This window comes from Amycolatopsis sp. NPDC104819 (genome assembly GCF_055583145.1).
In genome coordinates this window covers 508,660-531,812 of record NZ_JBVJON010000006.1, presented here as the reverse complement: position 1 = coordinate 531,812, position 23,153 = coordinate 508,660, and the positions used below count along the sequence as shown (strand labels likewise).

Here is a 23,153-nt window from a genome sequence, read left to right as displayed (position 1 = left end):
GAGAGAGGACTGCGCATGAGCGAGCAGGTGATCGCCGGGGTCCGGGACCTCCTGCCGGTCCTGCGGGAACGGGCCCAGGACACCGAGGACGCGCGGAGCGTGCCGGCGGAGTCCGTCAAGGCCCTGCAGGAGACCGGGTTCTTCAAGTTGCTGCAACCGAAGCCGTACGGCGGTTTCGAAGCCGACCCGGTGAGCTTCTACACCGCGGTGAAGCTGATCGCGAGCGCGTGCGGGTCCACCGGCTGGGTCGCCTCCATCCTCGGCGTCCACCCGTGGCACGTGGCGCTGTTCGACGCGCAGGCCCAGCAGGAGGTCTGGGGTGAGGACGAGGACGTGCGGATCTCCTCGTCCTATGCCCCGATGGGCAAGGCCGAAGTCGTCGACGGCGGCTACCGGCTCTCCGGCCGGTGGAGCTTCTCCTCCGGCTGTGACCACTGCACGTGGGTGCTGCTGGGCGGACCGGCGTTCAAGGACGGCAAGCCGGTCGACTTCTGCACTTATCTCCTGCCGATCGCGGACTACTCCATTGTGGACGTCTGGGACACCGTCGGCCTGCGCGGCACCGGGTCGAACGACATCGTCGTCGAGGACGTCTTCATCCCGCAGCACCGCGCGCTGAGCTTCATCGCGACGTCGAAGTGCAAGGTGCCGGGCCAGGCCGTCAACCCCGGGCCGCTGTACCGGCTGCCGTACGGTTCGGTGCACCCGTCCACGATCACTGCGCCGATCATCGGCATGGCGCAGGGCGCCTACGACGCGCACGTGGAGCACCAGCGCAAGCGCGTGCGCGCCGCGTACGCCGGTGAGCAGTCCAAAGAGGACCCGTTCGCCAAGGTGCGGATCGCCGAAGCCGCCAGCGAAATCGACGCCGCCTGGCTGCAGCTGACCCGCAACATCGACGAGCTGTACGAGCTGGCCAAGCGCGAGGAACGGCTGCCGAGCGATCTGCGCCTGCGTGTCCGGCGTGACCAGGTGCGTGGCACGGAACGCGCGATCAGCGCGATCGACCGGCTCTTCGAGAACTCCGGCGGCCGCGCGATCCAGCGCGGCACGCCGATCCAGCGCTTCTGGCGCGACGCGCACGCCGGCCGGGTCCACGCGGCCAACGACGCCGAGCGCGCGTACGTCATGTTCGGCACCGGCGCCTTCGGGCTCCCCGTCGAGAACGCGATGTACTGATGGCCGCTCCCGAAGGCAAGTACGTCCAGGCGGGCGGTCTCAAGCTCCACTACCACGAGGCCGGCGCCGAACACGCCGAGACGGTGATCCTGCTGCACGGCGGCGGGCCCGGCGCGTCGGCGTGGAGCAACTTCGGGCGCAACCTGCCGGAGTTGGCCAAGCACTACCGGACGATCGCCGTCGACCAGCCCGGGTTCGGGCGCTCCGACAAGCCGGTCGAGCACCCGCAGTACTTCCGCCACAGCGCGGACGCCGTTGCCGGCCTGATGGACGCGCTGGAGATCGAGACCGCGCACTTCGTCGGCAACTCCCTGGGCGGCGGCGCCGCGGTCCGGCTGGCGCTGAACCACGGCAAGCGCGCGGGGCGGCTCGTCCTGATGGGACCGGGCGGGCTGAGCGTGAACGTCTTCGCGCCCGACCCGACCGAAGGGGTCAAGAACCTCGGCAAGTTCGGCGCGAAACCCAGCCGTGAACGCATGGAAGCGTTCCTGCGCATCATGGTCCACGACCAGGCGCTGATCACCGACGAGCTGGTCGACGAACGCTTCGCCGCGGCGAACACCCCCGAGTCCCTGGCCGCCATGCGCGCGATGGGGATGTCGTTCGCCCGGCCCGAAACGTACGAAGAAGGCATGCTCTGGCGCGAGGCCCACCGCCTGCGGCAGCGCGTGCTGCTGATCTGGGGCCGCGAGGACCGCGTCAACCCGCTCGACGGCGCCCTGCTCGCGCTGAAGACCATCCCGCGCGCGCAGCTGCACGTGTTCGGCGGCTGCGGGCACTGGGCCCAGCTGGAGAAGTTCGACGAGTTCAACCGGCTGGCCCTCGACTTCCTCGGGAGCTCCTGATGGGCATCCGGTCACTGGGCTACCTCCGCATCGAAGCCACCGACATGGCCGCGTGGCGCGAATACGGCCTCAAGGTGCTCGGCATGGTCGAAGGCACCGGCACCAACCCCGACGCGCTCTACCTGCGCATGGACGACTTCCCGGCGCGCCTGGTCATCTCACCCGGCTCCGCGGATCGCCTGGCCGTCACCGGCTGGGAGGCGGCGAACGCGGGCGAACTGGCCGAGATCCGGTCGCGGTTGGACAGTGCGTCCGTGCCCTACAAGGAGGGCACGCCCGAAGAGCTGGCCGACCGGCGTGTAGACGAGCTGATCAGCTTCGACGACCCGTCCGGCAACACCCAGGAGGTGTTCCACGGCGTCGCGCTGCAGCACCGGCGCGTGGTCAGCCCGTACGGCCACAAGTTCGTCACCGGCGAGCAGGGTCTCGGCCATGTGGTTTTGTCTACAAAGGACGACGAGGCGTCGCTGCGGTTCTACCGGGACGTCCTCGGCTTCCGGCTGCGGGACTCGATGCGCCTGCCGCCGCAGCTGGTCGGCCGGCCCGCCGACGGCCCGCCCGCGTGGCTGCGGTTCTTCGGCTGCAACCCGCGCCACCACAGCCTGGCGTTCCTGCCGATGCCGACGCCGTCCGGGATCGTGCACCTGATGGTCGAGGTGGAGAACACCGACGACGTCGGCCTGTGCCTCGACCGCGCGATCCGGCGCAAGGTGCCGATGTCGGCCACGCTCGGCCGGCACGTCAACGACCTGATGCTGTCGTTCTACATGAAGACCCCCGGCGGCTTCGACGTCGAGTTCGGCTGTGAGGGCCGTCAGGTCGACGACGACAACTGGATCGCCCGCGAAAGCACCGCGGTTTCCCTGTGGGGGCACGACTTCTCGGTCGGCGCGCGGCCCCCGGGCTCATGACGGCCGCGGCGGTCGACCAGACCGCCTTCCGCAGCGTGCTCGGGCACTTCTGCACGGGCGTCACGGTGGTCACCGGCCGCGACGGCGACACGCTCGCCGGGTTCGCCTGCCAGTCGTTCGCGGCGCTCTCGCTCGACCCGCCGCTGGTGCTGTTCTGCCCGGCGAAGACGTCGCGGACCTGGCCGGTGCTGGCCGCCGTCGGCCGGTTCGCGGTCAACGTGCTGGCCGAGGACCAGCAGGAGGTCAGCGCGGTGTTCGGCGCGCGCGGCCAGGACAAGTTCGCGCGGGTCGGCTGGACAGCCGCGCCGTCCGGGGCGCCGCTGCTCGACGGCGCCCTCACCTGGATCGACTGCAGCCTGGAAGCCGTCCACGAGGCAGGGGACCACTACGTGGTGATCGGCCGGGTGACGGCGCTGGGCACCCCGTCGGACGCGCGGCCGCTGCTGTTCCACCGCGGCCGGTACGCGGTGACCGAGCCGGCCCGGGACGCGCTGTCGGCGCTGATGCCGTGGCCGCGGCCCGACGACTGGCTCTGAACCACTCACGATCCGTGACCGCTGATCGCCGTGGGTTAGCGCAGGCGGGTGGTTGTGCAGGGTTTCACAGGTGGGCCGCATCCCATTCGCGAGAGAAAGTCGAGCCCCGGAGCGCACACTGTTACCGAGATGATGTGTTCCCGGGGAGGAGTGTCGCGCATGCGTGGGCCCAGCGGACGGATCGCCCGGTTCCGGCGCCGGTTGCACCCCGGCCGCAACCCTCTGACCAGGCTCGGTGACCGCGTCGAGGCGGCCCTGCTGATGCTGGTCTTCGCCGGCGCGCTGCTGGCCCTGCCGTTCGCGGCCGCCTTCGGCTCCGACACCTACGCCTCGCAGACCGCCCGGGCCGAGCAGGAACGCACCACGCGTCACCCGGCGACGGCGGTTTCGCTCGTCGCGGCGCCCACCCAGACCTACAGCACCGACGGCGCCGGCGCCCCGGCCGACCAGACGACCGTCCAGGCCGCCTGGTTCGACGCGCGCGGCGCCCGCCACACCGGTGACGTCCTGGCCGACGCGGGCAGTCCCGCGGGCACCCACCTCTCGGTGTGGCTGGACCAGCGCGGGCAGCTGACGACCGAGCCGCTCTCGCCGTCGACCTCGGCGGCCGACGGCGTCTTCGCGGCGATCCTGCTCTGGGTCGCGGTCACGGGCGCGCTCGCCGGCCTCTACGGGACCGCCCGCCTCGTGGTGAGCCGCCTGCACTCGGTGGCGTGGGACCGCGCCTGGTCCGAAGCGCGCCACGACAGCCGGTTCTGACTCTTTCCCCTTCCGGGTCTTGCCACGGGTGTCGGGCACGGCTAACGTACAACCACATGGTTGTACTTCAGGAAGAGAGTGAGGAGTCGCTCAACCAGCTCTTCCGCGCCCTGGCCGACGGCACGCGCCGCGACATCCTCGTGCGGTCGATCACGGAAACGCCGTCGGTGTCCGAACTCGCCGCGCGGTACGAAATGAGCTTCGCCGCCGTGCAGAAGCACGTCGCCGTGCTCGAACGCGCGGGCCTGGTCCGGAAACGGGCCACCGGCCGCGAACAACGGGTTTCGACCAGCCGCGAGCGGCTGCAGCGGGCCCGGGAACTGCTGGATTCCTTCGAAGCCCTTTGGCGCCACCGCGTGGCGCGGCTCGACGACATGTTCTCACCGAAAGAAGAATGACGATGCCCGTCACCTCGGTCACCCAGGACCCCGAAAACCTGAGTTTCACGCTCGTCGCCGACTTCCCGGTCCCGAAACAGCGTCTCTGGGAAGCGTTTTCCGACCCGCGTCAGCTGGAACGCTTCTGGGGCCCGCCGTTCGCGCCCGCCACCTTCACCCACCACGACTTCCGGCCCGGCGGCCGCGCCGAGTACTTCCTGTCCGGCCCGGACGGCGAGAAGTGGACCGGCTCGTGGAAGTTCACCGCGGTGGACCCCATCGACTCGTTCGAAGCCGACGACGGCGACGGCGACGAAGACGGCCCCGCCGCGATGAAGTTCGTCTTCGAGACCACGGAAACGGGGTCGCGCATGACCAGCGTGACCCGGTTCGCCGGCCTCGAAGCCCTGGAAAAGGCGTTCCCCGGCATGGAGCAGGGACTCCGTGCCGCCTTGCCCCAGCTCGACGCGCTCTTGGAGGAGCCGGCATGAGAACCCTCAAGATCATCGAACACATCTCGCTCGACGGCGTGGTCCAGCATTCCGCCGACGAAAACGGGTTCGCCCACACGAACTGGACGGCGCCGTACCGGACGGCCGAAGGCGGCGCCCAGGTGATGGCCGCGCACGGCGACGAGTTCGACCTGCTGCTCGGCCGCCGCACCTACGACATGTGGACGACCATGTGGGGCAAGGCGCCGAGCAACCCGATCGGCGACCGCATCAAGGCGGCGAAGAAGTACGTCGCCACCCATCGGCCGGAAAGCCTCAAGTGGGGCCCGGCCGAGGGGGTCGGACCGGACTTCGTCGAGGGCGTCCGCCGCATCAAGGCGCAGGACGGCCCCGGCCTGGTCGTCTCGGGCAGCTCGACGGTGACGACCAAGCTGCTCGAGCACGAGCTCGCGGACGAGGTGGTGCTGATCGTCTACCCGGTGCTGCTGGGCGCGGGCAAGCGGCTGTTCGCCGAAGACGCCCCGCTGCGCTCGTTCGAGCTGTCCGGTTCGACGGCGTTCCCGTCCGGCGTCCTGATGACCACCTACTTCCAGCGGAAGTGAACGAACACCCGGCCGAAGTTGTCCTTGTCCTTCTCGACGCGGTGGTAGAGCGCCTTGACGTCCTTGCGCTCGAGGAACCGCAGGACGTGCTTCTTCAGCTGGCCGGAGCCCTTGCCGGGAATGATCTCGACGAGCGGCGCCTTCTTGGCGACCGCTTCGTCGATGATCGCCTGGAGGGCCCGGTCGATCTCACCGCCGCGGTTGTAGATGTCGTGGAGGTCCAGCTTCAGCTTCACGCGCGCTCCAGTTCTCGCCGGGCCGCCGGTTTCCCGCCCGCCGGTTGCAGCACAGCGTCCGGGTCGGTGACCAGCGCCGGCTCTTCGGCGTCGGTGACGTTGGCGAACTCGAGCAGGTAACGCGCGTACCGCTCGTGCTCGCCGGTCACAGGGCCTGCCACCAGCCGTCGACCGGCGGGGGTGCCGAGATGTCGATGCGCTCGCCCGGGCGGGGGATCGCCAGCGGGAGGTCCGCCGCCTTCGCTTCACGCCACACGCGGTCCGCCGGCTCGCCCCACGGGTGCATCGCCAGCTGGAACGTCGCCCAGTGGACCGGGATCAGCAGCTTCGCCCGGACGTCGATGCCTGCCGCGACGCCCTCTTCCGGTGTCATGTGGATGTCCGGCCAAAGCGGGGCGTACGCGCCGATCTGGACCAGGGCGACGTCGAACGGCCCGTGGGCCTCGCCGATCTTCGCGAAGCCGTCGAAGTAGCCGGTGTCGCCGGTGTAGAACACGCGGTGGACCGGGCCCAGCAGCGCCCACGATGTCCACAGCGTGTGGTCGTTCGTGATGCCGCGGCCGGAGAAGTGCTGGGCCGGCGTCGAGATGAACCGGACGCCCGCGACCGTCGCTTCCTCGTGCCAGTCCAGCTCGATGATCCGGGCGGCCGGGACGTGCCAGCGTTCCAGGTGGGCGCCAACACCGAGCGGGACCAGGAACGGCGCCTCGGTGTCGGCGACCAGCGTCCGGATCGTCGCCAGGTCCAGGTGGTCGTAGTGGTCGTGCGAGATGACCACCGCGTCGATCCGGCCGAGCCCGGACAGCGGCACCGGTGGCTCGTGCAGCCGCCGCGGGCCGGTGAACGCCGCGGGGGACACCCGGTCGCTCCACACCGGGTCGAGCAGCACGCGGGCGCCGTCCAGCTCCACCAGCGCCGTCGCGTGGCCGTGCCAGGTGACGTGCAGGCCCTCGGCCGACTCGACCGGCGCTGCCTGCACCAGCGGTACCGCGCCGGCCGGTTTGCGCAGCTCGCGGTGCTCGCCGAAGAACATCTCGCGGAAGATGGTGCCGATCGACGCGGCCGTCATCGGGTGGCGCGGGGCCGCGTTGCGGAACACCTTGCCGTCGAACTGGGGTGACCGGCGGACCCGCTCGGCCCGCGCCCCGGCCGCCCTCGCGCCGAACGCCGCCGGCAGGTCCCACAGCGCCGCGATCGTCTTCCTCATGCCCCGAGTCTACGAACGGTTCCTGAGAGGCGCCCCAGCTTCATGCAGGTGGGTGAGCGCCTGCCGGTACGACTCGACGAGGCTCGTCTCCAGGTACGGGATGCCCAGCTCGGCGCAGTAGGCCTGGACGATCGGCTGCGCCCGCCGCAGGTGCGGCGACGGCATGCTCGGGAACAGGTGGTGCTCGATCTGGTAGTTGAGGCCGCCGAGCGCGACGTCGGTGACGAGCCCGCCGCGGACGTTGCGCGAGGTCAGCACCTGCTTGCGGAGGAAGTCCAGCTCGGGGCGCCCGGTCAGCGTCGGCATGCCCTTGTGGTTGGGCGCGAAGATCGATCCCATGTAGACACCCCACAGTCCTTGGTGGACGGCGAAGAACAGCAGCGCCATGCCGGGGGACAGCACGGTGAGCAACGCGCTGAAGTAGACGACGAAGTGCGTCGCGAGCAACGCGGCTTCGAGCCCGCGGCGGCGCAGGCCCGGCTTGCCGACCGCGCGGACGCCGGACCAGTGCAGGTTCAGCCCTTCGAGCGTCAGCAGCGGGAAGAACAGGAAGGCCTGGTACCGCCCGATGAACCGGGGCACCCCGCGGCTGGCGCGGGCCTGGTCCTTCGACCACACCAGGATGTCCGGGTCGACGTCCGGGTCGAGCTCCTCGTGGTTCGGGTTGGCGTGGTGGCGGGTGTGCTTGTCCATCCACCAGCCGTAGCTCATCCCGATGCCGAGGTTGCCCGCGAGCATCCCGGCGATCTCGGTGGGCCGGCGGCGCCGGAACACCTGCTTGTGCGCGAGGTCGTGGGACAGCAGCGCGATCTGCCCGAACATGACGGCCTGGAACGCGGCGACGGCCAGCTGCCACCACGAGTTCCCGAGGAACGCGAAAGCGACCCAGCCGGCGGCGAACAGCCCGGTCACGACGGCGATCCGGGCGGTGTAGTAACCGGGACGGCGCTGCATCAGGCCGGCGGCGGAGACACGCTGGCTCAGCCGGGCGAAGTCGCTGCCGGTACTGATCTCTGTAGTGGTCACACCCCCGAGTCTTCGGCGTGGGCGGCCGCCGCGGAATCCTGCGCGCCCCAGCCGGTTTGCGGGGGCCAGCCCTACCGTCCGCCCTGGTATACGTGGGCACCGACGTAATGAATGACTCATTCATGGCATCGGACGACATGAATGAGTCATTCATTGCATCCGGTCGTGTCAGCCGACGTACTCCGCGAGGTGCCGCCCGGTCAGCGTCTTCTTCCGTGCCTTCACCAGCTGCGCCGGGGTGCCCTCGAAGACCACCCGGCCGCCGTCGTGGCCCGCGCCCGGGCCGAGGTCGATGATCCAGTCCGCGTGGGCCATCACCGCCTGGTGGTGCTCGATCACGATCACCGACTTGCCCGACTCCACGAGCCGGTCGAGCAGGCCCAGCAGCTGCTCGACGTCGGCCAGGTGCAGACCGGCCGTCGGCTCGTCGAGGACGTACACCCCGCCCTTCTCCGCCATCCGCGTGGCCAGCTTGATCCGCTGGCGCTCGCCGCCGGACAACGTCGTGAGCGGCTGGCCGAGCGTCAGGTAACCGAGGCCGACGTCGGCCAGGTGCGTCAGGATCTTGTGCGCCGCCGGGGTTTGCGCGTCGCCCGCGCCGAAGAACTCCTCGGCCTCGGTCACCGACATCGCGAGCACCTCGCTGATGTCGCGGCCGCCGAAGGTGTACTCCAGCACCTCGGCCGAGAACCGCTTGCCGTCGCACACCTCGCACGGGTTGGCGGTGCCGGCCATGATCCCGAGGTCGGTGTAGACGACGCCGGCGCCGTTGCAGTTGGGGCACGCGCCCTCGGAGTTCGCGCTGAACAGGGCCGGCTTCACGCCGTTGGCCTTGGCGAACGCCTTGCGGATCGGCTCCAGCAGGCCGGTGTAGGTCGCCGGGTTGCTCCGGCGCGAGCCGCGGATCCCGGTCTGGTCGACCGCCACCACGCCCTCGCGCCCGGCCACCGAGCCGTGGATCAGCGAGCTCTTGCCCGAGCCCGCCACGCCGGTCACGACCACCAGCACCCCGAGCGGGATGTCGACGTCGACGTCCTGCAGGTTGTGCGTCGAAGCGCCGCGCACCTCCAGCACCCCCGACCGCTCCCGCACGGACTCCTTCAGCGACGCGCGGTCGTCCAGGTGCCGTCCGGTCAGCGTCTTGCTCTTGCGCAGACCGTCCACAGTGCCCTCGAAGACGACCTCGCCGCCCTTCGACCCGGCGTGCGGGCCGAGGTCGACGACGTGGTCGGCGATCGCGATCGCCTCGGGCTTGTGCTCGACGACCAGCACCGTGTTGCCCTTGTCACGCAGCTGCAGCAGCAGGTCGTTCATGCGCTGGATGTCGTGCGGGTGCAGGCCGATCGTCGGCTCGTCGAAGACGTAGGTGACGTCGGTCAGCGACGACCCGAGGTGGCGGATCATCTTGGTGCGCTGGGCTTCCCCGCCCGAGAGCGTCCCGGATGGACGGTCGAGCGAGAGGTACCCCAGCCCGATCTCGACGAACGAGTCGAGGGTGCGCTTCAGCGCGTCCAGCAGCGGCGCGACCGACGGCTCGGCCAGCTTCCCCACCCAGCCGGCCAGGTCGCTGATCTGCATCGCGCAGACGTCGGCGATGCTGATCCCGTCGATCTTCGACGACCGGGCCTCTTCGGACAGCCGCGTCCCGTCGCAGTCCGGGCACGTCGTGAACGTGACGGCCCGCTCGACGAACGCGCGGATGTGCGGCTGCATCGCGTCGACGTCCTTGGCCAGGAAGGACTTCTGGATCGCCGGCACCAGCCCCGAGTACGTCAGGTTGATGCCCTCGACCTTGATCTTGGTCGGCTCCTTGTAGACCAGGTCGTTGAACTGCTTCTTCGTGTACTTCTTGATCGGCTTGTCCGGGTCGAAGAAGCCGGAGCCGCGGAAGATGCGGCCGTACCAGCCCTCCATGCTGTACCCGGGAATGGTGATCGCGCCCTCGTTGAGCGACTTCTCCTCGTCGAACAGCGCGGTCAGGTCGATGTCGTTGACCTTGCCGCGGCCCTCGCAGCGCGGGCACATGCCGCCGGTGATGCTGAAGCTGCGGCGCTCCTTGATCTGCCGCCCGGCCTTCTCGATGGTGACCGCGCCGGCGCCGCTGATCGAGGCGACGTTGAACGAAAACGCCTGCGGTGAGCCGATGTGCGGCTGACCGAGCCGGCTGAACAGGATGCGCAGCATCGCGTTGGCGTCGGTCGCGGTGCCGACCGTCGAGTGCGCGTTGGCGCCCATCCGCTCCTGGTCGACGATGATCGCGGTGGTGATCCCGTCGAGCACGTCGACGTCGGGCCGGGCCAGCGTCGGCATGAACCCCTGCACGAAGGTGCTGTAGGTCTCGTTGATCAGCCGCTGCGACTCCGCGGCGATCGTGCTGAACACCAGCGAGCTCTTGCCGGAGCCGGAGACCCCGGTGAACACCGTCAGCCGCCGCTTCGGCAGCTCGACACTCACGTCCTTGAGGTTGTTCACGCGCGCGCCGTGGACGCGGATCAGGTCGTGACTGTCGGCGCGGTGGGCCGCGGGCTTTCTCGTGGTCATCGTGTCTCCAGGACTCGGTCGGCGGTCAGCGTGCGGAGCGCCCGGGCGGCCCGCTGGTAGGCGTGCGGGGACTGCCCGTAGGCGTCCCGGAAGCGGCGGAGGAGGTCCCCGGTCGTCATGCCCGCGCCGGCGGCGAGCGCCTCGACGTCAAGGGTCTGCTCGCGGTCGATGCGGTCGCGCACCCGGCGCAGCAGCGTCAGCTCGGCGATGTGCCGCCGGGCGGCGGCGGACAGGCTCAGGCACATGATCGGTCTCCCATTGATGAACGGCCGAGCACCGCCCGCGCGGCGATCGGGAGCAGCAAGAGCGTGAGGACCCCGACCAGCGGCCCGTCGAGGAAGAGCGCGTAACCCGCGCCCGCCGTCACCACGACCGGACCTCGGTCAGCGCAGCTCCTGGATGCGGAGCAGGTTGCCGGCGGGGTCGCGGAAGGAGCAGTCGCGGACGCCGTAGGGCTGGTCGACCGGCTCCTGGACGACCTCGGCGTTGCCCGCTTCGAGCTTCGCGAAGAGGGCGTCGAGGTCCTTGGTCGCCAGGTTGATCGAGGCGTAGGTGCCCTTGGCCATCATCTCGGCGATCATGCGGCGCTCTTCGTCGGTGAGGCCGGGCGTCGCGGACGCCGGTGACAGCACGATCGCCGTGTCGGGCTGGTTCGGCGGGCCGACCGTGATCCAGTTCATCTCGCCGTACTTGACGTTCTGGCGGACCTCGAAGCCGAGCAGGTCGCGGTAGAAGGCCAGGGAGGCCTCCGCGTCGGTGTGCGGGAGGAAGCTCGCGTGAATGGTGACGTCCATGGTCGTCACCCTAGGTGGCCGCCGAGGGCCGCGCTTCTCGATTCCTGATCGGTCTGGTGACCTGTTTGGCCACGCACGGCGGCATGCCCACGGTGGCCTCGGCCTGCTGCTCCTTGTAGACGCTCGGCGGCATGCCCACCAGCTCGGCGAACCGCGTGCTGAAGGTGCCCAGCGACGAGAAGCCGACCGTGAAGCAGACCTCCGTGACGCTCAGCTCGCCCGTGCGCAGCAGCGCCATCGCGCGCTCGATCCGCCGTGTCATGAGGTACGAATACGGTGACTCCCCGTAGGCGCGGCGGAACTGCCGGCTGAGGTGCCCGCCGGACATGTTGACGCCGCGCGCGAGGGCTTCGACGTCGAGCGGCTGGGCGTACTCCCGGTCGATCCGGTCGCGGACGCGCCGCAGCAGCGCGAGGTCACGCAGGTACTGCGCCGTGGCGGCGGTGCTGGTCACGCCCCGATCCTGCCATATCGGACGCGCTCACCCGGCCGAGAACGGCCGCAGTTCGACCTTCCGGTCGCAGGCCTTCGACGCTTCGGTGGCGAGCTCGAGCGCCACCGAAGCGTCGGGGACCTCCCAGACCCAGACGCCGGCCAGGTACTCCTTCGACTCCACGAAGGGCCCGTCGCTGACCACGACCGCCCCGCCCCGGTTGTCGACGACCGTGGCCGCGGTGGTGTCCGCGAGCCCGCCCGCGAACACCCAGTAGCCGTCGGCGACCAGGCGTTCGTTGAACGCGCTGATGGCGGGCTCCCGGTCCGTGCGGCCGGGGTCGGTCTTGTCGTCGATCACGGAAACCAGGTATTGCATCCGGAAGTCAGCTCCTCGGCGTCGGGAATGTCAGACCGTTGCATACCGCGGACGACCGGCCGGCCGGAAGACCTGGGTCGTCACGCCCTTCGTGTCGGTCCGCGACTCGACGAGGTCGAGCGCGAGGTCCGGGCCGGCGTCCGGGAACAGCCGCGCGCCCTGGCCGAGCACCACCGGGACCACGAGCAGGGTCAGCTCGTCGACCAGGTCGTGTTCCAGCAGCCACCGGGTGAGCGTGCCGCTGCCGTGCACCTGCAGCTCACCGCCCGGCTTGGCCTTCAGCTCCCGGACGGCGGCCGCGAGGTCGTCGCCGAGCACGGTCGTGCCGTCCCACTCCGGCGTGGTGAGCGTGCCCGAGGCGACGTACTTGGGAGCCGCCTCCAGCGCCACGCCGATCGGGTGGGCGCGCATCTGCTCGACCGAGCCCCAGGACCGGGCGAACAGCTCGTAGGTCCGCCGTCCGAAGAGGAACGCCTCGGCGCGCTGGTAGGTGCGCGTGATGAGCTCGCGGGTCTCGTCGTCGCCCCTGCCCAGGGCCCAGCCGCCGCGCTCGAAGCCGTTCCGGCGGTCCTCCTCCGACGCGCCGCCGTTGCCCTGCACAACTCCGTCGACGGTGATCTGGGTGATGGTCGTCAGCTTCATGGTCGCGGTCCCTCGCCTTCGCGCCGCCCCTCGTGGGTGGCTTCACTCCGGCTACGAACTCCGCGGCCGCGATTCGACACGTCTCCGGAAAATTCTTCGAAGATCTTTCCGCGGAGGCTCAGCGGAGGGCGTCACGGATGGTTTCGCGCAGCCAGCGCTGGGCCGGGTCGGCGTCGAGACGGGCGTGCCAGCAGAGCCGGACGTCCACCTCCGGCAGCGGGGCCGGCACCCGGAACCAGCGCAGGCCCAGCGCCGGCCCGTGCCGCTCGGCCAGCCGCTGCGGCACGAGCCCGACGTACGGGCTCGACGCCACCAGCAGCATGGCGACAGCGGACGTCGGCACCACCGCCGCCACGTGCCGGGACAGTCCCGCCGCCTCGAGCGCGTCGTCCAGGGGTCCCCGGGCGCGGCCGCGCCGGGACGCCGACACGTGCGGGTGCCGGCAGAGCTGCGCCAGCGTCGGGCGCCGGCCCAGGGGGCTGTCCTCCCGGACCAGGCCGACCAGGCGTTCGGTGTACAGCACGGTGGTGCGGATGTCGGGCGCCGTGACGTCGCCGGCGCCGATGTCCAGGTCGACCGAGCCGTCACGCAGGGCTTCGGTGCTTTCGCCGCCTTCGGCGACAAAACGCAGGGTCACGCCGGGAGCGGCCGCCGCCGCGGCTTCGACCGCCGCCGTCGCCAGCGTGGCCGCCACGCCGTCGTTGATGCGGATCGTGAAGGTCCGGTTGAGGTCGGCGAGCGAGAATTCGGTGGTGACCAGGGCGGCCGCCTCGTCCAGCAGCGACCGCACCCGCGGGGCCGTGCGCAGCGCGAACGGCGTCGGCGCCATCCCGCGCCCCGCGCGCACCAGGATCGGGTCGCCCATCGCGCGCCGCAGCCGGCCCAGCGCGCGGCTGGCCGCCGGGATCGACAGGTGGAGGCGCTCGGCCGCCGCCGTGACGCTCCCTTCCTGTAGGAGCGCGTCGAAAACGCGCAGGAGGTTCAAGTCGAGCTGGTCCGCCATCGTTGCATTCTACGCAAACAGTTGTTGCCGAAGTTGCGTGGCACGCCGCCCCCGGCCATCCCTACCGTCGGGTGCATGGTCCTCAGACACCGGGAAACCACCGGACTGCTCACCGTCATGTGCGCCTGCGTCGTGCTCGTCGTCGGGATGGTCGCGGCGATCAACCTCGCCGTCCCGATGCTGGCCGCGAGCGCCCTCCATCCCTCCGCGTCGGCGCTGGTCTGGATCGTCGACACCTACGTGATCGTGTTCGCCTGCCTGGTGATCCCCGGCGGCGCCGCGGGGGACCGGTTCGGCCGCAAGGGTGTCCTGCTGGCCGGGCTCGTGCTGTTCGCGGTGGGCGCGCTCGTCTCCGCGCTGGCGCCGGACGTCGTCGTGCTGCTCGCCGGCCGCGCGCTCACCGGCGTCGGCGCCGCCGCCGTGCTGCCCAACTCGCTCGCCGTGCTGCTGCACGCCGTCGCTGCCGAGCGCAAGCCCGCGACGATCGCCGTCTGGGCGTCGATGACCGGCATCGGCGGCGTGGTCGGCAACGTCGGCGGCGGCCTGGTCCTCACGGCGGGTTCCTGGCGCTGGCTCTTCGCCGCCGCCGTGCCGCTCGCGCTCGTCGCGGCCGCGCTGGTGGCCCGGACCGCGCCGGTGTCCGCCCGCCACGACCGCCGGCTCGACCCGCTCGCGGCGGTGCTGCTCGTCGGCGCGTCGGTCGCGCTGCTGGTCGGGATCGTCCAAGGCCCGGAGGCGGGCTGGGGGAGTGCGCTCGTGGTGACCGGGTTCGCCGGCGCCGCCGTGCTCTTCACCGCCTGGGTGCTCGTCGAGCTGAAGGCCGGGCACCCGCTGCTGGACCCCCGGCTGTTCCGGATCGCGGGCCTGCGCAGCGCCTGCCTCGGGCTGACGGCGATCTTCTTCGGCATGTTCGCGCTGTTCTACGTCAACGCGTCGTTCCTGCAGTACGCCAAGGGGTTCGGCGTGCTGGGGACCGGGCTCGGGATCATCCCGCTGACCGTCCCGATCATCCTCGGCGGCCGCCACGTCGGGCTGCTGACCCGGCGCGTCGGCCTCGACGCGACCATCGCGCTCGCGTTCGCGTTCGTCGGCGGTGGCCTGCTCGGACTGTCGACAAGCGACGCGCAGACGCCGTACGCCGGATATGCGGCTTGGCTCGTGGTGACCGGGATCGGGGTGACGCTGGCCCTGCCGACGCTGTCCGGGATCATCGCGGGCGCACTGCCGCCGGCGCAGGCGGGCGTCGGCACCGGCCTGCAGGCCACCACCCGGGAGTTCGGCAGCGCGCTCGGGGTCGCCGTGATCGCCACGGTGATGACCGCGAAGTTCGCCGACGCGCTCCCGCCGGAAGCACGCGGCGCGCACACGGTGGCGGAAGCATTGGCCAGGACGGGCCACGCGGCCGACGTCGTCGCGGCCTTCACCGCGGGCGCGGACGCCGGGCTGCGGGCGGTCGGAGTGGCTGTTCTCGTCCTAGGCGCGTTGGTCGTGGGGGAAGCGCGGGTCGCCAGGCGGACGAGGTGAAGGCCGTCCCGAGGGTTCCCGTTCCCTGGGGACGGCCTTCGCCGGTGCAACCCCGACCCCGACTTCCGACCGTGCCGATCCTTCCGGCGGCATACCCTTCCCCCGGAAGGGCCGGCACGGACGATGCACGCCCCGGCGGCAGGTTCGCCGCCGTGACGCTCGACCCCGGACCCCCGCCCGGCGCGGCCGGAAGAAGGCCATCCCGGGGGTGTCGGGTTCCCTCGGGATGGCCCTCTCCTGGCCCGCCGGACGCTCGGCCTGTTCCGGTTGTCACCGGCACCGGACGCGAGGCGGGCAGGGGGGACGTTCGCAGTGTCACGTGGGGGACCGGTCACCACACCGCCCAGCCGCGGAGGGGGCGTGGTGACCGGCAAGGGACGGGGACCGCTGCGCGCAGCCCCGCCCCGGCTCTGCTACCTCCCCATCGGGATGGCCATGGTGGGCGGCGCGGCCGCTCCGGGCTGGGCGGCGAACGCCGTGGTCGGCGGGGCCGCCAGCGCGGGGAACGCCGTCGTGGGGATGTTGTTGGCGAACTCGCTCTCGAACTCGCGCTCGAAGGCCTGCTGGTCGAAGCCGCTTTCGAACTCCGTCGGCACCTCGGCCGCCAGCGCGGCGAGCGCCGGCTCGACGACCGGGACCTCGGGGACCTCGGCGACCGGAGCGGGCTCCGGCTCGGGCACGTAGTCGGGCGCGGGCAGCCGCCGGTCGAGCTCGGCCATCCAGTCGAGCATCGCCCGCGGTTTGTCCCACGCCGAGACGCCGACGAGCCGGCCGTCGCGGATGAAGCCGGTGATGCCGTCGGCCAGCGTGACGGTGTCCTCGGCCAGCGACGGCATGCCGCACATCTGCAGCCGCGTGTCGTACAGCGTCGACCACGCCCGGGGGAGCGGGGTGAACGGCACGGCGCTGGAGTGGCCCATCAGCAGGTTGTCCGCCGCGTGCCGGGCCGACTCCACGGCGTTGATCCAGTGCTCGACGCGGCGCGGGGTCTCGTCGAAGCGCAGGTTCGGCCAGCGCGCGATGTCGCCGGCGATGACGACGTCGGACGCGCCCTCGGCGAACAGCTTCGAGTCGCAGAGCACGCCGTCGCTGATGTCGAGGCCGGAGCCGCGCATCCAGTCGACCGACGGGACACTGCCGATGGCGAGCACGACGACACTGGCGACCAGCAGCTGGTTGTTCGTCAGGTGCAGCCCGACGGTGTCCTTCGTGCTGATCCAGTGCCGCACTTCGCTCTTCATCGCGAGCTTCGCCCGGTGCTCGTGGTGTGCCTCGACGACGCCGCTCGAGACGCGGTCGCCGAAGCGGTGCAGCGGGGCCTTGGCGTGGCCGACGAGCGTGACGTCGCGGCCGATGTGCCGCATGCTCGCGGCGAACTCGTTGCCGATCAGGCCGGCGCCGATCACGACCGCCGGCTTCTTGCTGGCGTGCAGGCAGCGCCGCACGGCCATCGAGTCCTCGACCGTGCGCAGGATCCGCACGCGCGGGTCGTGCCGCGGCGACCCGGGCAGGTGCCGCGGGTAGACGCCGGTCGCGGCGATCAGGCCGTCGTACCAGAGGGACTCCCCGCCGGGCAGGTGCACGACCCGCTCGGTGGTGTCCAGGTGCGTGACGCGGGCGCCGAGGCGCCAGTGCACGTCGAGGTCCGGCAGGTAGTGCGAAAGGCCCACGTCGCTGGGCCGTTCGGTTCCCATCACGAGGGCCTTGGACACCATCGGGCGGTGGTAGGGGCGCCGGGCCTCGTCGCCGATGAGCACGATCTCACCGTCGAAGTTCTGTTCCCGCAGGCGTTCCGCGGCACGCAGCCCGGCGACGCCGGCGCCGACGATGACGATCCGGTCGCCGTCAGCCATCGAGGTCCCCTCTCATCACGACCGCCTGCATCGGGCAGCAGCGGGCCGCCATCTTCGCCTGTTCCATCGTGGTTTCGTCCAGCAGCCGCGTGTGGAAGCGCAGCCGGCCGTCCTGGCCGAGGTCGAACACGTCCGGCGCCTCCATGGCGCAGATGCCGTAGAGCTCGCACCGGTCGTTGTCGACGCTGATCCGGGGCCCGCCACCGGGCAAACGGAAGGGCATGTCAGGCCACCTGCTCTTCCACGAGCCCGATGCGTTCCAGGGTCCGGGCGGGCATGAACCGCAGCAGCGACACCGTGACCGCCGGGATGAGCAGCGTGATGCCGCCCAGCCACACGGTCGAGAGGTGGCCGTTGGCGATCGCGCCGAACCAGGCGTGCAGCGCGGTCAGCGCCACCGCCGGGTACGCGCACCGGTGCAGCCACAGCCAGCGGCGGTAGGAGGTGAACCGCTGCAGGCCGGCGGTGAAGCCGATGGCCAGCATGACCTCGAGACCGACGATGCCGAGGTTGTGCCGGGTCTCCTGGCCGGAGAGGAAGGGGACGAACAGGTACTGCAGCGTGTAGGGCTGGATCGTCAGGTAGAAGAAGCCCAGCGCGTGGATGCCGCCGAAGATCAGCGTTCCGGTCGCGAGGACCAGGTGCGTGCTGCGCAGCGCCTTGCGGCCGGTGACCGAGCGCACCCAGCCCGTGGCGGTGAGCACGCCCCAGGTGAGGGTCAGCATCATCGCCGCGTAGGACGCCCGGGCGGCGAACGCCGCGAGGCCGCGCGCCGCCGGGTCGGTCTTCGGCTGGAACTGCTGCGTGATCAGGATCGTCGCGTCGTGCCAGGTCTCAACCATGGGTGCCCCCGGCACGGACCGGGACCGGACGGGACGAGCCGCGGCCGCGGCGGTTGCCCTTGATCTGGCGCAGCACGTAGAACAGACCGCCGCCGACCAGCAGGAACAACGCCGACACCACGGCGATCTGGGAGGTGTCGAGGCCCAGCTGGGCCCCGGCGGGCGCCGCCGTGGTGGACACACTGGGCTCGGGGAGCGCGGTGTAGTCGACCATCCCGGTGCTCTCGAGCATCGTCATGTGCCGCATCACGGCCTGGTTGCCGACGGTCGCGAACGCGCGCACGTCGTCGTTGCGGGTGCCGGCGCGCAGCTGCGCGAGGATGGCGAACACCTGGCCGTGCGCGGCGCGCAGCCGGTTGGCGAACACGCGGTCGAAGGCCGGGCCGGGGGCCGCGTTCATCTCTTCGAGCAGCCAGCCGCGCTGCTCGTCGGACGGCTGGTCGGGGACCGGCGAGTTCAGCTTCGCCGACAGCGCGCGGGTCGCGACGTCGAGCCGGCCGTGGTCCATCATGATCGCGAAGCCGACCGCCTTGACCTGCGGGCTGCCCTTCTCCATGGCCATCATGCCGGAGGGCATCTCCCACAGACCGGCCTGGCGGACCTTGGTCAGCAGCACCGCGTCGGTGGGCGAGACCGCGGTGGTCTGGGCGGTCGAGGCCGAACCCGGCGCGAGCAGCGCCAGCACGGCGACGACCACGAACAGGATGCGGACCAGCGGCCGCGAGCGCTCCAGAGCGGACGGCGGGTCCAGCTCGAGCGTGGCGAACTCAGACGCCGAACGCATTTTGCCTCCACTCGTCCTGGGTCAGCGTGATCTTCTTGCCGTCCGGCGCGATCGGGTACCAGGCCTGGTCGGCGCCCTGGCCGGACGTGTCGGCCGGTTCGCTGTCGCCGGTGAAGTGGTACAGCGGCCAGCCGGCGAGGGTGACCTGCTGGGTGCCGTCGTCGCGGGTGATCTGGCCGATGAGGGACTGGTCGACGTCGATCGGCGCGGGACCGCCGGTCTTGACGGGGATCCACTTCGCGGCGCACGCGTCGTTGCAGTTGGACCGGGACGGGTCGGTCGTGTCCCGGTCGTAGCGGTAGATCGTGTACCCGGTCCCGTCGACGAGCATCAGGCCGAGGTCGAAGGTCTTGGCCGCGCGGAGCTGGCTCTTCGCCGGGTCGTTCGGGTTGGCGGTGATGGGCTGCGGCATCGCCAGGGTCAGCGGCGCCTGCATGCCGGGCATCTGCATGCCGGCCCCGCCACCTGCGGCGTAACCACCCGAGGTGGTCGCGGCGCCGGCGGTGCAGGCGGTGAGCAGAGCGAGTGCGGTGAGGCACACGGCGGCGGGGACCACCGTTCGGGGAATGCGGATCACTGCTCCTCCGTGGGGCATGACTACGCGCCGTCGCCGAGGGTGCGGCGGAAAAGCGCGCGAAAGATCCACAGTGGACTTTCGGTCCGGAGTGGATGCGGAGCGTTGCGGGGGACAACGCCTTGTCGGGGGTCTTCGGTAGGGGATACGGACACGATCCGGAAACGGTTCAAAAAAGTTCCGGGACATTTGGTACTGGACTCCGGGGCTCCGGCACACCAGGATGTGCCGCGTGGGACGGCACACTCGAGCGCTGAGACCCGTCGAAGATCACCAGGAAGCGGTTGTCGGGTCCGACGACGCCTCCGATGATCTGGCGAAGGCGCTCTACCAGGAGTTCGGCGGGGCCCTCATGGCGTTCGCCCTGCGGCTGACCGGTCACGACCGGCAGTGGGCCGAGGACGTCGTGCAGGAGACCCTGATCAAGGCATGGCGGAACGCGGACAAGCTCGACCGCCGGCCCGAGATGTTGCGCGCGTGGCTGTTCACGGTGGCCCGGCGTATCGTCATCGACGGCTGGCGCAGCCGGAGCGTCCGCCCCCAGGAGCTCGAGGAGATCGAATCCGACGCGATCGCGGTGTCCGACGAATCGGACCGGACGCTCGCCGCGATGATCGTTTACGAGGCGCTGCAGGGGCTTTCGCCCGAGCAGCGGGAGGCCATCCAGCAGACCTACCTGCGCGATCGGACCGTGAACGAGGTCGCGGCGACCCTCGGGGTGCCCCCGGGCACGATCAAGTCCCGCATCCACCACGCCGTCCGCGCGCTGCGCCGTGCCCTCCGCGAGCGGGGGTGAACTGAGGGTGGCCGGGTCCGCACACACCGATGTCGCCGCATACGTGCTCGGCGTCCTCAGCGAGGCCGAGAACACCCAGTTCGAAGCCCACCTCATGAACTGCCCGCACTGCCAGCTCGACCTGATCGAGCTCTACCAGCTCCCGGACGTCCTGGACCTGGTGAAGCGCAGCTGGCCGGAGCCCCCGATGCCCGCGCCGAGCCCGCGCACCCTCGCGCCCGGGCCGCGGGTCCTGCGTGGCCTGATGGAAGAGGCCACCGTCAAGCGGCGCCGCCGCAAGCGCCTCGGCATCATCGCCGGCGTCGCGGCCGCCTCCCTCGTCGTGGCCGGCCCGCTGGTGACCCTCGCGGTCCGGCCGGCCGACGCCGTCCCGCCCGCCTCGCTCGCCGCGCCGAGCGGCAAGCAGCCGCCGCCGGTGACGAGCGTGCCCGCGACGTCCACCGCGCCGCCGGAGAGCGGCACCCCGAGCCAGCCCGGCGGCGGCCAGACCTACGGCCGCGGCAGCGGCGGGTCCGCGGTCAGCGCCCTCGTCACCGTCTCTCCGGTGGAGTGGGGCAGCCGGGTCGACCTCGAGCTGCGCGGGATCGTCGGGCCGTTGAAGTGCCAGCTGATCGCCGTCTCGGCGTCGGGTGACGAGCGCGTCGTGTCCAGCTGGGTGGTGCCGCCCAAGGGTTTCGGCATTCCCGGCTCCTCGGAACCGTTGCGGCTGCAGGGTTCCATCTCGATGGTGATGGACCAGATCGCGCGGTTCGAGGTCCGTGGTGACGACGGCACCGTCCTCGTCACCGTGCAGCGCTGAATCTTTTTCCGGCTAAAACGCGGTGACCTGGGTCAATGCTGCCCGGTTGCGTTCCGCTTGATAACGAACAGATAACGGGCCGGTCGCTTTTGAACCTCGCGGCACCGGGGTCCGTATCCCCCAATGCATCCCCCGATGCATCCCGACGCCGGAGCCGAACGCATCCCCCGGGCTCCGCGTGATCTCGACCTCAACTAACGGTAGTTCTTGCCCGGGCCACCGCGGTGTTCGGCGTGCCCGGAATAACGAACGAGGTGAACTAGTCTATGGCCCGGAATTCTCGGTCCCCCGTGACGGGCAAGCATCGCGTCGCCCGTCGTACGAAGATCGCCATGGGCGCGATCGGCCTGGCGATCGCCGTCGGCGCACTCGCCGTCGCGGTCACCGCGGGCCGCACGGGCGAAGCGAGCGCGGACCCCGCCGACCCGTCGTTCTTCATCGACATCAACAAGGTTCCCGCGGGCAACAACGTCAACGCGGCCTTGCAGAAGAAGGGCGCGCAGGGATCCTTCACCGTCGACTGTGGAACGAACGCCGACGGCGCGCACCACAACCCGGACAACTTCATCGCCCAGCCCGGGATCAAGAACGGCGCCCAGCACCTGCACGACTACGTCGGCAACGTGACCACGGACGCCGATTCCAGCCTCAAGAGCCTGCTCGCCGGCGACACGACCTGCAAGAACGGTGACCAGTCGGCGTACTTCTGGCCCGTGATCCGGATCGACCGCGAGGACAACGCGGCGAACGAGAACGAAAACCAGCAGGCGCAGCAGAAGCAGAAGGGCAAGACCGGCGACGTCCAGCAGGACCAGAGCGCCAAGGACGCGCAGGCCGCGGACGAGGCCGGGCAGGGCCAGGACCAGGCGGCCGACGACCAGAACGCGCAGGACCAGAACGCGCAGGACCAGAACGCGCAGGATCAGAACGCGCAGGATCAGAACGCGCAGGATCAGAACGGCGACCAGAAGAAGCGCAACACCGGCGGCGGCGCGACCGGCCGCGGTGACTGGAACGCCCAGCAGCAGGACAACCAGGACCAGCAGCAGGGCCAGGACCAGCGTCGTGGCGGCAAGAACCAGAACCAGAACGGCAACGGCGGCAAGAACAACGGTGGCCAGAACGGCAACCAGAACCAGAGCAGCAGCGCCGCCGCGCCCCCGGCCGAAGAGCTCGGCGGACCGGAGGGTGCGAACGAAGAGGTGGGTGACAACGACGGCGAGATCCTCGAGCCGGAGTCCGCGACCCTGAAGTTCATCGGTGGTGGCGCGAAGAACGTCGTCGCGATGCCGCTGGGCCTGCGGGTCCTCTACGGTGACGCCAAGCAGAGCACCAACGGCCCGGCCAACGCCCGGCCCAGCTGGACCTGCACCGGCTTCGAGGACCGGCTGACCGACCTCTACCCGATCTGCCCGGCCGGCAGCAAGGTCGAGCGCATCCACGCCTTCCCGAACTGCTGGGACGGCAAGAACACCGACAGCGCCAACCATCGCACGCACATCGTGTTCGCGAACCAGCAGGGCAAGTGCCCGCAGGGCTTCAAGAACGTGCCGCAGCTGCAGGTGACGCTGGTCTACGACGTCCCGCAGGACGTCCAGCAGAAGGGCCAGTACAAAGTGGACGCCTTCGCCCAGGAAAAGCACAACCCGCGGTCCGACCACGACGACTTCGCGAACGTGATGAGCAAGAAGATCATGGGCCGCCTCGTCAACTGCGTCAACTCGGGCAAGGCCTGCGCGGAATAGTCACCCCGGCCAGCTGAAACCCGGATTGGGGAAGGAGAACCTCCGATGAACCGTGCTCGTCCGGTTGCCGCCGCCGTGCTCACCGTCGCCGGATTCGCGCTCGTCGCGGCTTGCGGGTCCAACCCGTACGCTGCTTCCGGCGCGGTCCAGCCGGTGGCGCTCGGCGCCCCGGGGCAACCGGCGAGCGCGGTCCCGGGGGGGGGGGGGGGGGGGGGGGGGGGGGGTGGGGGGTGGGGGGGGGGGGGGGGGGGGGGGGGGGGGGGGGGGGGGGGGGGGACAAAGAGTGCGCAAGACACCAGAGAAGAGACAGAACCA

The 23,153-nt window shown here is 70.8% G+C and carries 28 protein-coding genes; 12 read left to right on the top strand and 16 right to left on the bottom strand.

Annotated elements, in window-relative coordinates:
* Positions 1-15 precede the first annotated feature (15 nt).
* The 8 genes from hsaA (at position 16) to ACZ63E_RS21895 (ending at position 5,661) form a co-directional block, all read left to right on the top strand.
* Positions 16-1,179 carry a 3-hydroxy-9,10-secoandrosta-1,3,5(10)-triene-9,17-dione monooxygenase oxygenase subunit gene (gene hsaA, locus ACZ63E_RS21930; RefSeq protein ID WP_465337966.1) on the top strand — a complete coding sequence of 388 codons (1,164 nt, stop codon included), beginning with the start codon at positions 16-18 and terminating at the stop codon, positions 1,177-1,179.
* Positions 1,179-2,024 carry a 4,5:9,10-diseco-3-hydroxy-5,9,17-trioxoandrosta-1(10),2-diene-4-oate hydrolase gene (hsaD, locus tag ACZ63E_RS21925; RefSeq protein WP_465337965.1) on the top strand — a complete coding sequence of 282 codons (846 nt, stop codon included), beginning with the start codon at positions 1,179-1,181 and terminating at the stop codon, positions 2,022-2,024. Before hsaA ends, hsaD begins: the two co-directional genes overlap by 1 nt.
* Positions 2,024-2,935 (top strand): iron-dependent extradiol dioxygenase HsaC, encoded by a 912-nt coding sequence (hsaC, locus tag ACZ63E_RS21920; protein WP_465337964.1) that lies wholly within the window; start codon positions 2,024-2,026, stop codon positions 2,933-2,935. The genes hsaD and hsaC overlap by 1 nt, the downstream gene beginning before the upstream one ends.
* Complete coding sequence (gene hsaB, locus ACZ63E_RS21915; RefSeq protein WP_465337963.1) at positions 2,932-3,471, top strand: 3-hydroxy-9,10-secoandrosta-1,3,5(10)-triene-9,17-dione monooxygenase reductase subunit; 540 nt, start codon at positions 2,932-2,934, stop codon at positions 3,469-3,471. Before hsaC ends, hsaB begins: the two co-directional genes overlap by 4 nt.
* Positions 3,472-3,630: 159 nt before the next feature.
* Positions 3,631-4,230, top strand: coding sequence for an Rv1733c family protein (locus tag ACZ63E_RS21910; RefSeq protein WP_465337962.1), 600 nt, complete (start codon positions 3,631-3,633; stop codon positions 4,228-4,230).
* Between the two features lie 56 nt (positions 4,231-4,286).
* Entirely contained in the window at positions 4,287-4,628 is a 342-nt protein-coding gene (locus tag ACZ63E_RS21905; protein WP_465337961.1) for an ArsR/SmtB family transcription factor, read from the top strand.
* 2 nt (positions 4,629-4,630) lie between these two features.
* A complete protein-coding gene (locus ACZ63E_RS21900) occupies positions 4,631-5,098 on the top strand; it encodes an SRPBCC family protein (protein ID WP_465337960.1) in 468 nt (155 codons plus the stop codon).
* The gene (locus ACZ63E_RS21895; protein WP_465337959.1) at positions 5,095-5,661 is read left to right on the top strand and encodes a dihydrofolate reductase family protein; all 567 of its coding nucleotides are present in this window, start codon (positions 5,095-5,097) and stop codon (positions 5,659-5,661) included. Before ACZ63E_RS21900 ends, ACZ63E_RS21895 begins: the two co-directional genes overlap by 4 nt.
* Here ACZ63E_RS21895 and ACZ63E_RS21890 read toward each other — a convergent pair.
* The 11 genes from ACZ63E_RS21890 to ACZ63E_RS21840 form a co-directional block, all read right to left on the bottom strand.
* Positions 5,643-5,897, bottom strand: coding sequence for a Smr/MutS family protein (locus tag ACZ63E_RS21890; protein ID WP_465337958.1), 255 nt, complete (start codon positions 5,895-5,897; stop codon positions 5,643-5,645). The genes ACZ63E_RS21895 and ACZ63E_RS21890 overlap by 19 nt on opposite strands.
* The gene (locus ACZ63E_RS21885; protein ID WP_465337957.1) at positions 5,894-6,046 is read right to left on the bottom strand and encodes a hypothetical protein; all 153 of its coding nucleotides are present in this window, start codon (positions 6,044-6,046) and stop codon (positions 5,894-5,896) included. Before ACZ63E_RS21885 ends, ACZ63E_RS21890 begins: the two co-directional genes overlap by 4 nt.
* Entirely contained in the window at positions 6,043-7,104 is a 1,062-nt protein-coding gene (locus tag ACZ63E_RS21880) for an MBL fold metallo-hydrolase (protein WP_465337956.1), read from the bottom strand. Before ACZ63E_RS21880 ends, ACZ63E_RS21885 begins: the two co-directional genes overlap by 4 nt.
* Before the next feature lie 9 nt (positions 7,105-7,113).
* Positions 7,114-8,130, bottom strand: a complete 1,017-nt coding sequence (locus ACZ63E_RS21875) for a fatty acid desaturase family protein (protein WP_465337955.1) — start codon at positions 8,128-8,130, stop codon at positions 7,114-7,116.
* 168 nt (positions 8,131-8,298) lie between these two features.
* Entirely contained in the window at positions 8,299-10,671 is a 2,373-nt protein-coding gene (locus ACZ63E_RS21870; protein ID WP_465337954.1) for an ATP-binding cassette domain-containing protein, read from the bottom strand.
* A complete protein-coding gene (locus ACZ63E_RS21865) occupies positions 10,668-10,916 on the bottom strand; it encodes an AraC family transcriptional regulator (protein ID WP_465337953.1) in 249 nt (82 codons plus the stop codon). Before ACZ63E_RS21865 ends, ACZ63E_RS21870 begins: the two co-directional genes overlap by 4 nt.
* Before the next feature lie 138 nt (positions 10,917-11,054).
* On the bottom strand, positions 11,055-11,465 hold the full coding sequence (locus ACZ63E_RS21860; protein ID WP_465307534.1) for a VOC family protein: 411 nt from the start codon (positions 11,463-11,465) through the stop codon (positions 11,055-11,057).
* 10 nt (positions 11,466-11,475) lie between these two features.
* Positions 11,476-11,919: a helix-turn-helix transcriptional regulator gene (locus ACZ63E_RS21855; protein ID WP_465337952.1), complete on the bottom strand. Its 444-nt coding sequence runs from the start codon at positions 11,917-11,919 to the stop codon at positions 11,476-11,478.
* 27 nt (positions 11,920-11,946) lie between these two features.
* On the bottom strand, positions 11,947-12,276 hold the full coding sequence (locus tag ACZ63E_RS21850) for a YciI family protein (protein ID WP_465337951.1): 330 nt from the start codon (positions 12,274-12,276) through the stop codon (positions 11,947-11,949).
* A 30-nt stretch (positions 12,277-12,306) separates the two neighbouring features.
* On the bottom strand, positions 12,307-12,918 hold the full coding sequence (locus ACZ63E_RS21845; RefSeq protein WP_465337950.1) for a dihydrofolate reductase family protein: 612 nt from the start codon (positions 12,916-12,918) through the stop codon (positions 12,307-12,309).
* Positions 12,919-13,036: 118 nt separating this feature from the next.
* Positions 13,037-13,921 (bottom strand): LysR family transcriptional regulator, encoded by an 885-nt coding sequence (locus ACZ63E_RS21840; RefSeq protein WP_465337949.1) that lies wholly within the window; start codon positions 13,919-13,921, stop codon positions 13,037-13,039.
* A gap of 117 nt (positions 13,922-14,038) precedes the next feature.
* Between ACZ63E_RS21840 and ACZ63E_RS21835 the strand changes: the two genes are divergently transcribed.
* Complete coding sequence (locus ACZ63E_RS21835; protein WP_465338104.1) at positions 14,039-15,445, top strand: MFS transporter; 1,407 nt, start codon at positions 14,039-14,041, stop codon at positions 15,443-15,445.
* Positions 15,446-15,858: 413 nt separating this feature from the next.
* On the opposite strand, the gene ACZ63E_RS21830 is transcribed toward ACZ63E_RS21835, so the two are convergent.
* Genes ACZ63E_RS21830 through ACZ63E_RS21810 form a run of 5 tightly spaced genes read right to left on the bottom strand, consistent with a single transcriptional unit; the run spans position 15,859 to position 19,501 of the window.
* Positions 15,859-17,298 carry an NAD(P)/FAD-dependent oxidoreductase gene (locus tag ACZ63E_RS21830; protein ID WP_465307524.1) on the bottom strand — a complete coding sequence of 480 codons (1,440 nt, stop codon included), beginning with the start codon at positions 17,296-17,298 and terminating at the stop codon, positions 15,859-15,861.
* Entirely contained in the window at positions 17,291-17,521 is a 231-nt protein-coding gene (locus ACZ63E_RS21825) for a ferredoxin (protein ID WP_364564859.1), read from the bottom strand. The genes ACZ63E_RS21830 and ACZ63E_RS21825 overlap by 8 nt, the downstream gene beginning before the upstream one ends.
* A 1-nt stretch (position 17,522) precedes the next feature.
* A complete protein-coding gene (locus ACZ63E_RS21820; RefSeq protein WP_465337948.1) occupies positions 17,523-18,140 on the bottom strand; it encodes a ferric reductase-like transmembrane domain-containing protein in 618 nt (205 codons plus the stop codon).
* Positions 18,133-18,924 carry a DUF4142 domain-containing protein gene (locus ACZ63E_RS21815; RefSeq protein WP_465337947.1) on the bottom strand — a complete coding sequence of 264 codons (792 nt, stop codon included), beginning with the start codon at positions 18,922-18,924 and terminating at the stop codon, positions 18,133-18,135. The genes ACZ63E_RS21820 and ACZ63E_RS21815 overlap by 8 nt, the downstream gene beginning before the upstream one ends.
* On the bottom strand, positions 18,908-19,501 hold the full coding sequence (locus tag ACZ63E_RS21810) for a hypothetical protein (protein ID WP_465307517.1): 594 nt from the start codon (positions 19,499-19,501) through the stop codon (positions 18,908-18,910). Before ACZ63E_RS21810 ends, ACZ63E_RS21815 begins: the two co-directional genes overlap by 17 nt.
* Positions 19,502-19,730: 229 nt before the next feature.
* On the opposite strand from ACZ63E_RS21810, the gene ACZ63E_RS21805 reads away from it, so the two are divergent.
* From ACZ63E_RS21805 to ACZ63E_RS21795, 3 genes are all read left to right on the top strand, one after another.
* The gene (locus ACZ63E_RS21805) at positions 19,731-20,294 is read left to right on the top strand and encodes a sigma-70 family RNA polymerase sigma factor (protein WP_465337946.1); all 564 of its coding nucleotides are present in this window, start codon (positions 19,731-19,733) and stop codon (positions 20,292-20,294) included.
* 7 nt (positions 20,295-20,301) lie between these two features.
* Positions 20,302-21,093 (top strand): anti-sigma factor family protein, encoded by a 792-nt coding sequence (locus ACZ63E_RS21800; protein WP_465307513.1) that lies wholly within the window; start codon positions 20,302-20,304, stop codon positions 21,091-21,093.
* A 266-nt stretch (positions 21,094-21,359) separates the two neighbouring features.
* Positions 21,360-22,838 carry a DUF1996 domain-containing protein gene (locus ACZ63E_RS21795; RefSeq protein ID WP_465337945.1) on the top strand — a complete coding sequence of 493 codons (1,479 nt, stop codon included), beginning with the start codon at positions 21,360-21,362 and terminating at the stop codon, positions 22,836-22,838.
* The last annotated feature ends 315 nt before the right edge of the window (positions 22,839-23,153 follow it).

Excerpts from the sequence above, each read along its gene's own strand:
- ACZ63E_RS21795 (WP_465337945.1), top strand. The coding sequence starts at position 21,360 with ATGGCCCGGAATTCTCGGTCCCCCGTGACGGGCAAGCATCGCGTCGCC.
- ACZ63E_RS21850 (WP_465337951.1), bottom strand. The coding sequence starts at position 12,276 with ATGCAATACCTGGTTTCCGTGATCGACGACAAGACCGACCCCGGCCGC.
- hsaC (WP_465337964.1), top strand. The coding sequence starts at position 2,024 with ATGGGCATCCGGTCACTGGGCTACCTCCGCATCGAAGCCACCGACATG.
- ACZ63E_RS21910 (WP_465337962.1), top strand. The coding sequence starts at position 3,631 with ATGCGTGGGCCCAGCGGACGGATCGCCCGGTTCCGGCGCCGGTTGCAC.
- ACZ63E_RS21905 (WP_465337961.1), top strand. The coding sequence starts at position 4,287 with ATGGTTGTACTTCAGGAAGAGAGTGAGGAGTCGCTCAACCAGCTCTTC.
- ACZ63E_RS21820 (WP_465337948.1), bottom strand. The coding sequence starts at position 18,140 with ATGGTTGAGACCTGGCACGACGCGACGATCCTGATCACGCAGCAGTTC.
- ACZ63E_RS21845 (WP_465337950.1), bottom strand. The coding sequence starts at position 12,918 with ATGAAGCTGACGACCATCACCCAGATCACCGTCGACGGAGTTGTGCAG.
- ACZ63E_RS21825 (WP_364564859.1), bottom strand. The coding sequence starts at position 17,521 with ATGCCCTTCCGTTTGCCCGGTGGCGGGCCCCGGATCAGCGTCGACAAC.
- hsaB (WP_465337963.1), top strand. The coding sequence starts at position 2,932 with ATGACGGCCGCGGCGGTCGACCAGACCGCCTTCCGCAGCGTGCTCGGG.
- ACZ63E_RS21840 (WP_465337949.1), bottom strand. The coding sequence starts at position 13,921 with ATGGCGGACCAGCTCGACTTGAACCTCCTGCGCGTTTTCGACGCGCTC.
- ACZ63E_RS21860 (WP_465307534.1), bottom strand. The coding sequence starts at position 11,465 with ATGGACGTCACCATTCACGCGAGCTTCCTCCCGCACACCGACGCGGAG.
- hsaD (WP_465337965.1), top strand. The coding sequence starts at position 1,179 with ATGGCCGCTCCCGAAGGCAAGTACGTCCAGGCGGGCGGTCTCAAGCTC.
- ACZ63E_RS21900 (WP_465337960.1), top strand. The coding sequence starts at position 4,631 with ATGCCCGTCACCTCGGTCACCCAGGACCCCGAAAACCTGAGTTTCACG.
- ACZ63E_RS21830 (WP_465307524.1), bottom strand. The coding sequence starts at position 17,298 with ATGGCTGACGGCGACCGGATCGTCATCGTCGGCGCCGGCGTCGCCGGG.
- ACZ63E_RS21870 (WP_465337954.1), bottom strand. The coding sequence starts at position 10,671 with ATGACCACGAGAAAGCCCGCGGCCCACCGCGCCGACAGTCACGACCTG.
- ACZ63E_RS21835 (WP_465338104.1), top strand. The coding sequence starts at position 14,039 with ATGTGCGCCTGCGTCGTGCTCGTCGTCGGGATGGTCGCGGCGATCAAC.
- hsaA (WP_465337966.1), top strand. The coding sequence starts at position 16 with ATGAGCGAGCAGGTGATCGCCGGGGTCCGGGACCTCCTGCCGGTCCTG.
- ACZ63E_RS21865 (WP_465337953.1), bottom strand. The coding sequence starts at position 10,916 with ATGTGCCTGAGCCTGTCCGCCGCCGCCCGGCGGCACATCGCCGAGCTG.
- ACZ63E_RS21880 (WP_465337956.1), bottom strand. The coding sequence starts at position 7,104 with ATGAGGAAGACGATCGCGGCGCTGTGGGACCTGCCGGCGGCGTTCGGC.
- ACZ63E_RS21895 (WP_465337959.1), top strand. The coding sequence starts at position 5,095 with ATGAGAACCCTCAAGATCATCGAACACATCTCGCTCGACGGCGTGGTC.
- ACZ63E_RS21815 (WP_465337947.1), bottom strand. The coding sequence starts at position 18,924 with ATGCGTTCGGCGTCTGAGTTCGCCACGCTCGAGCTGGACCCGCCGTCC.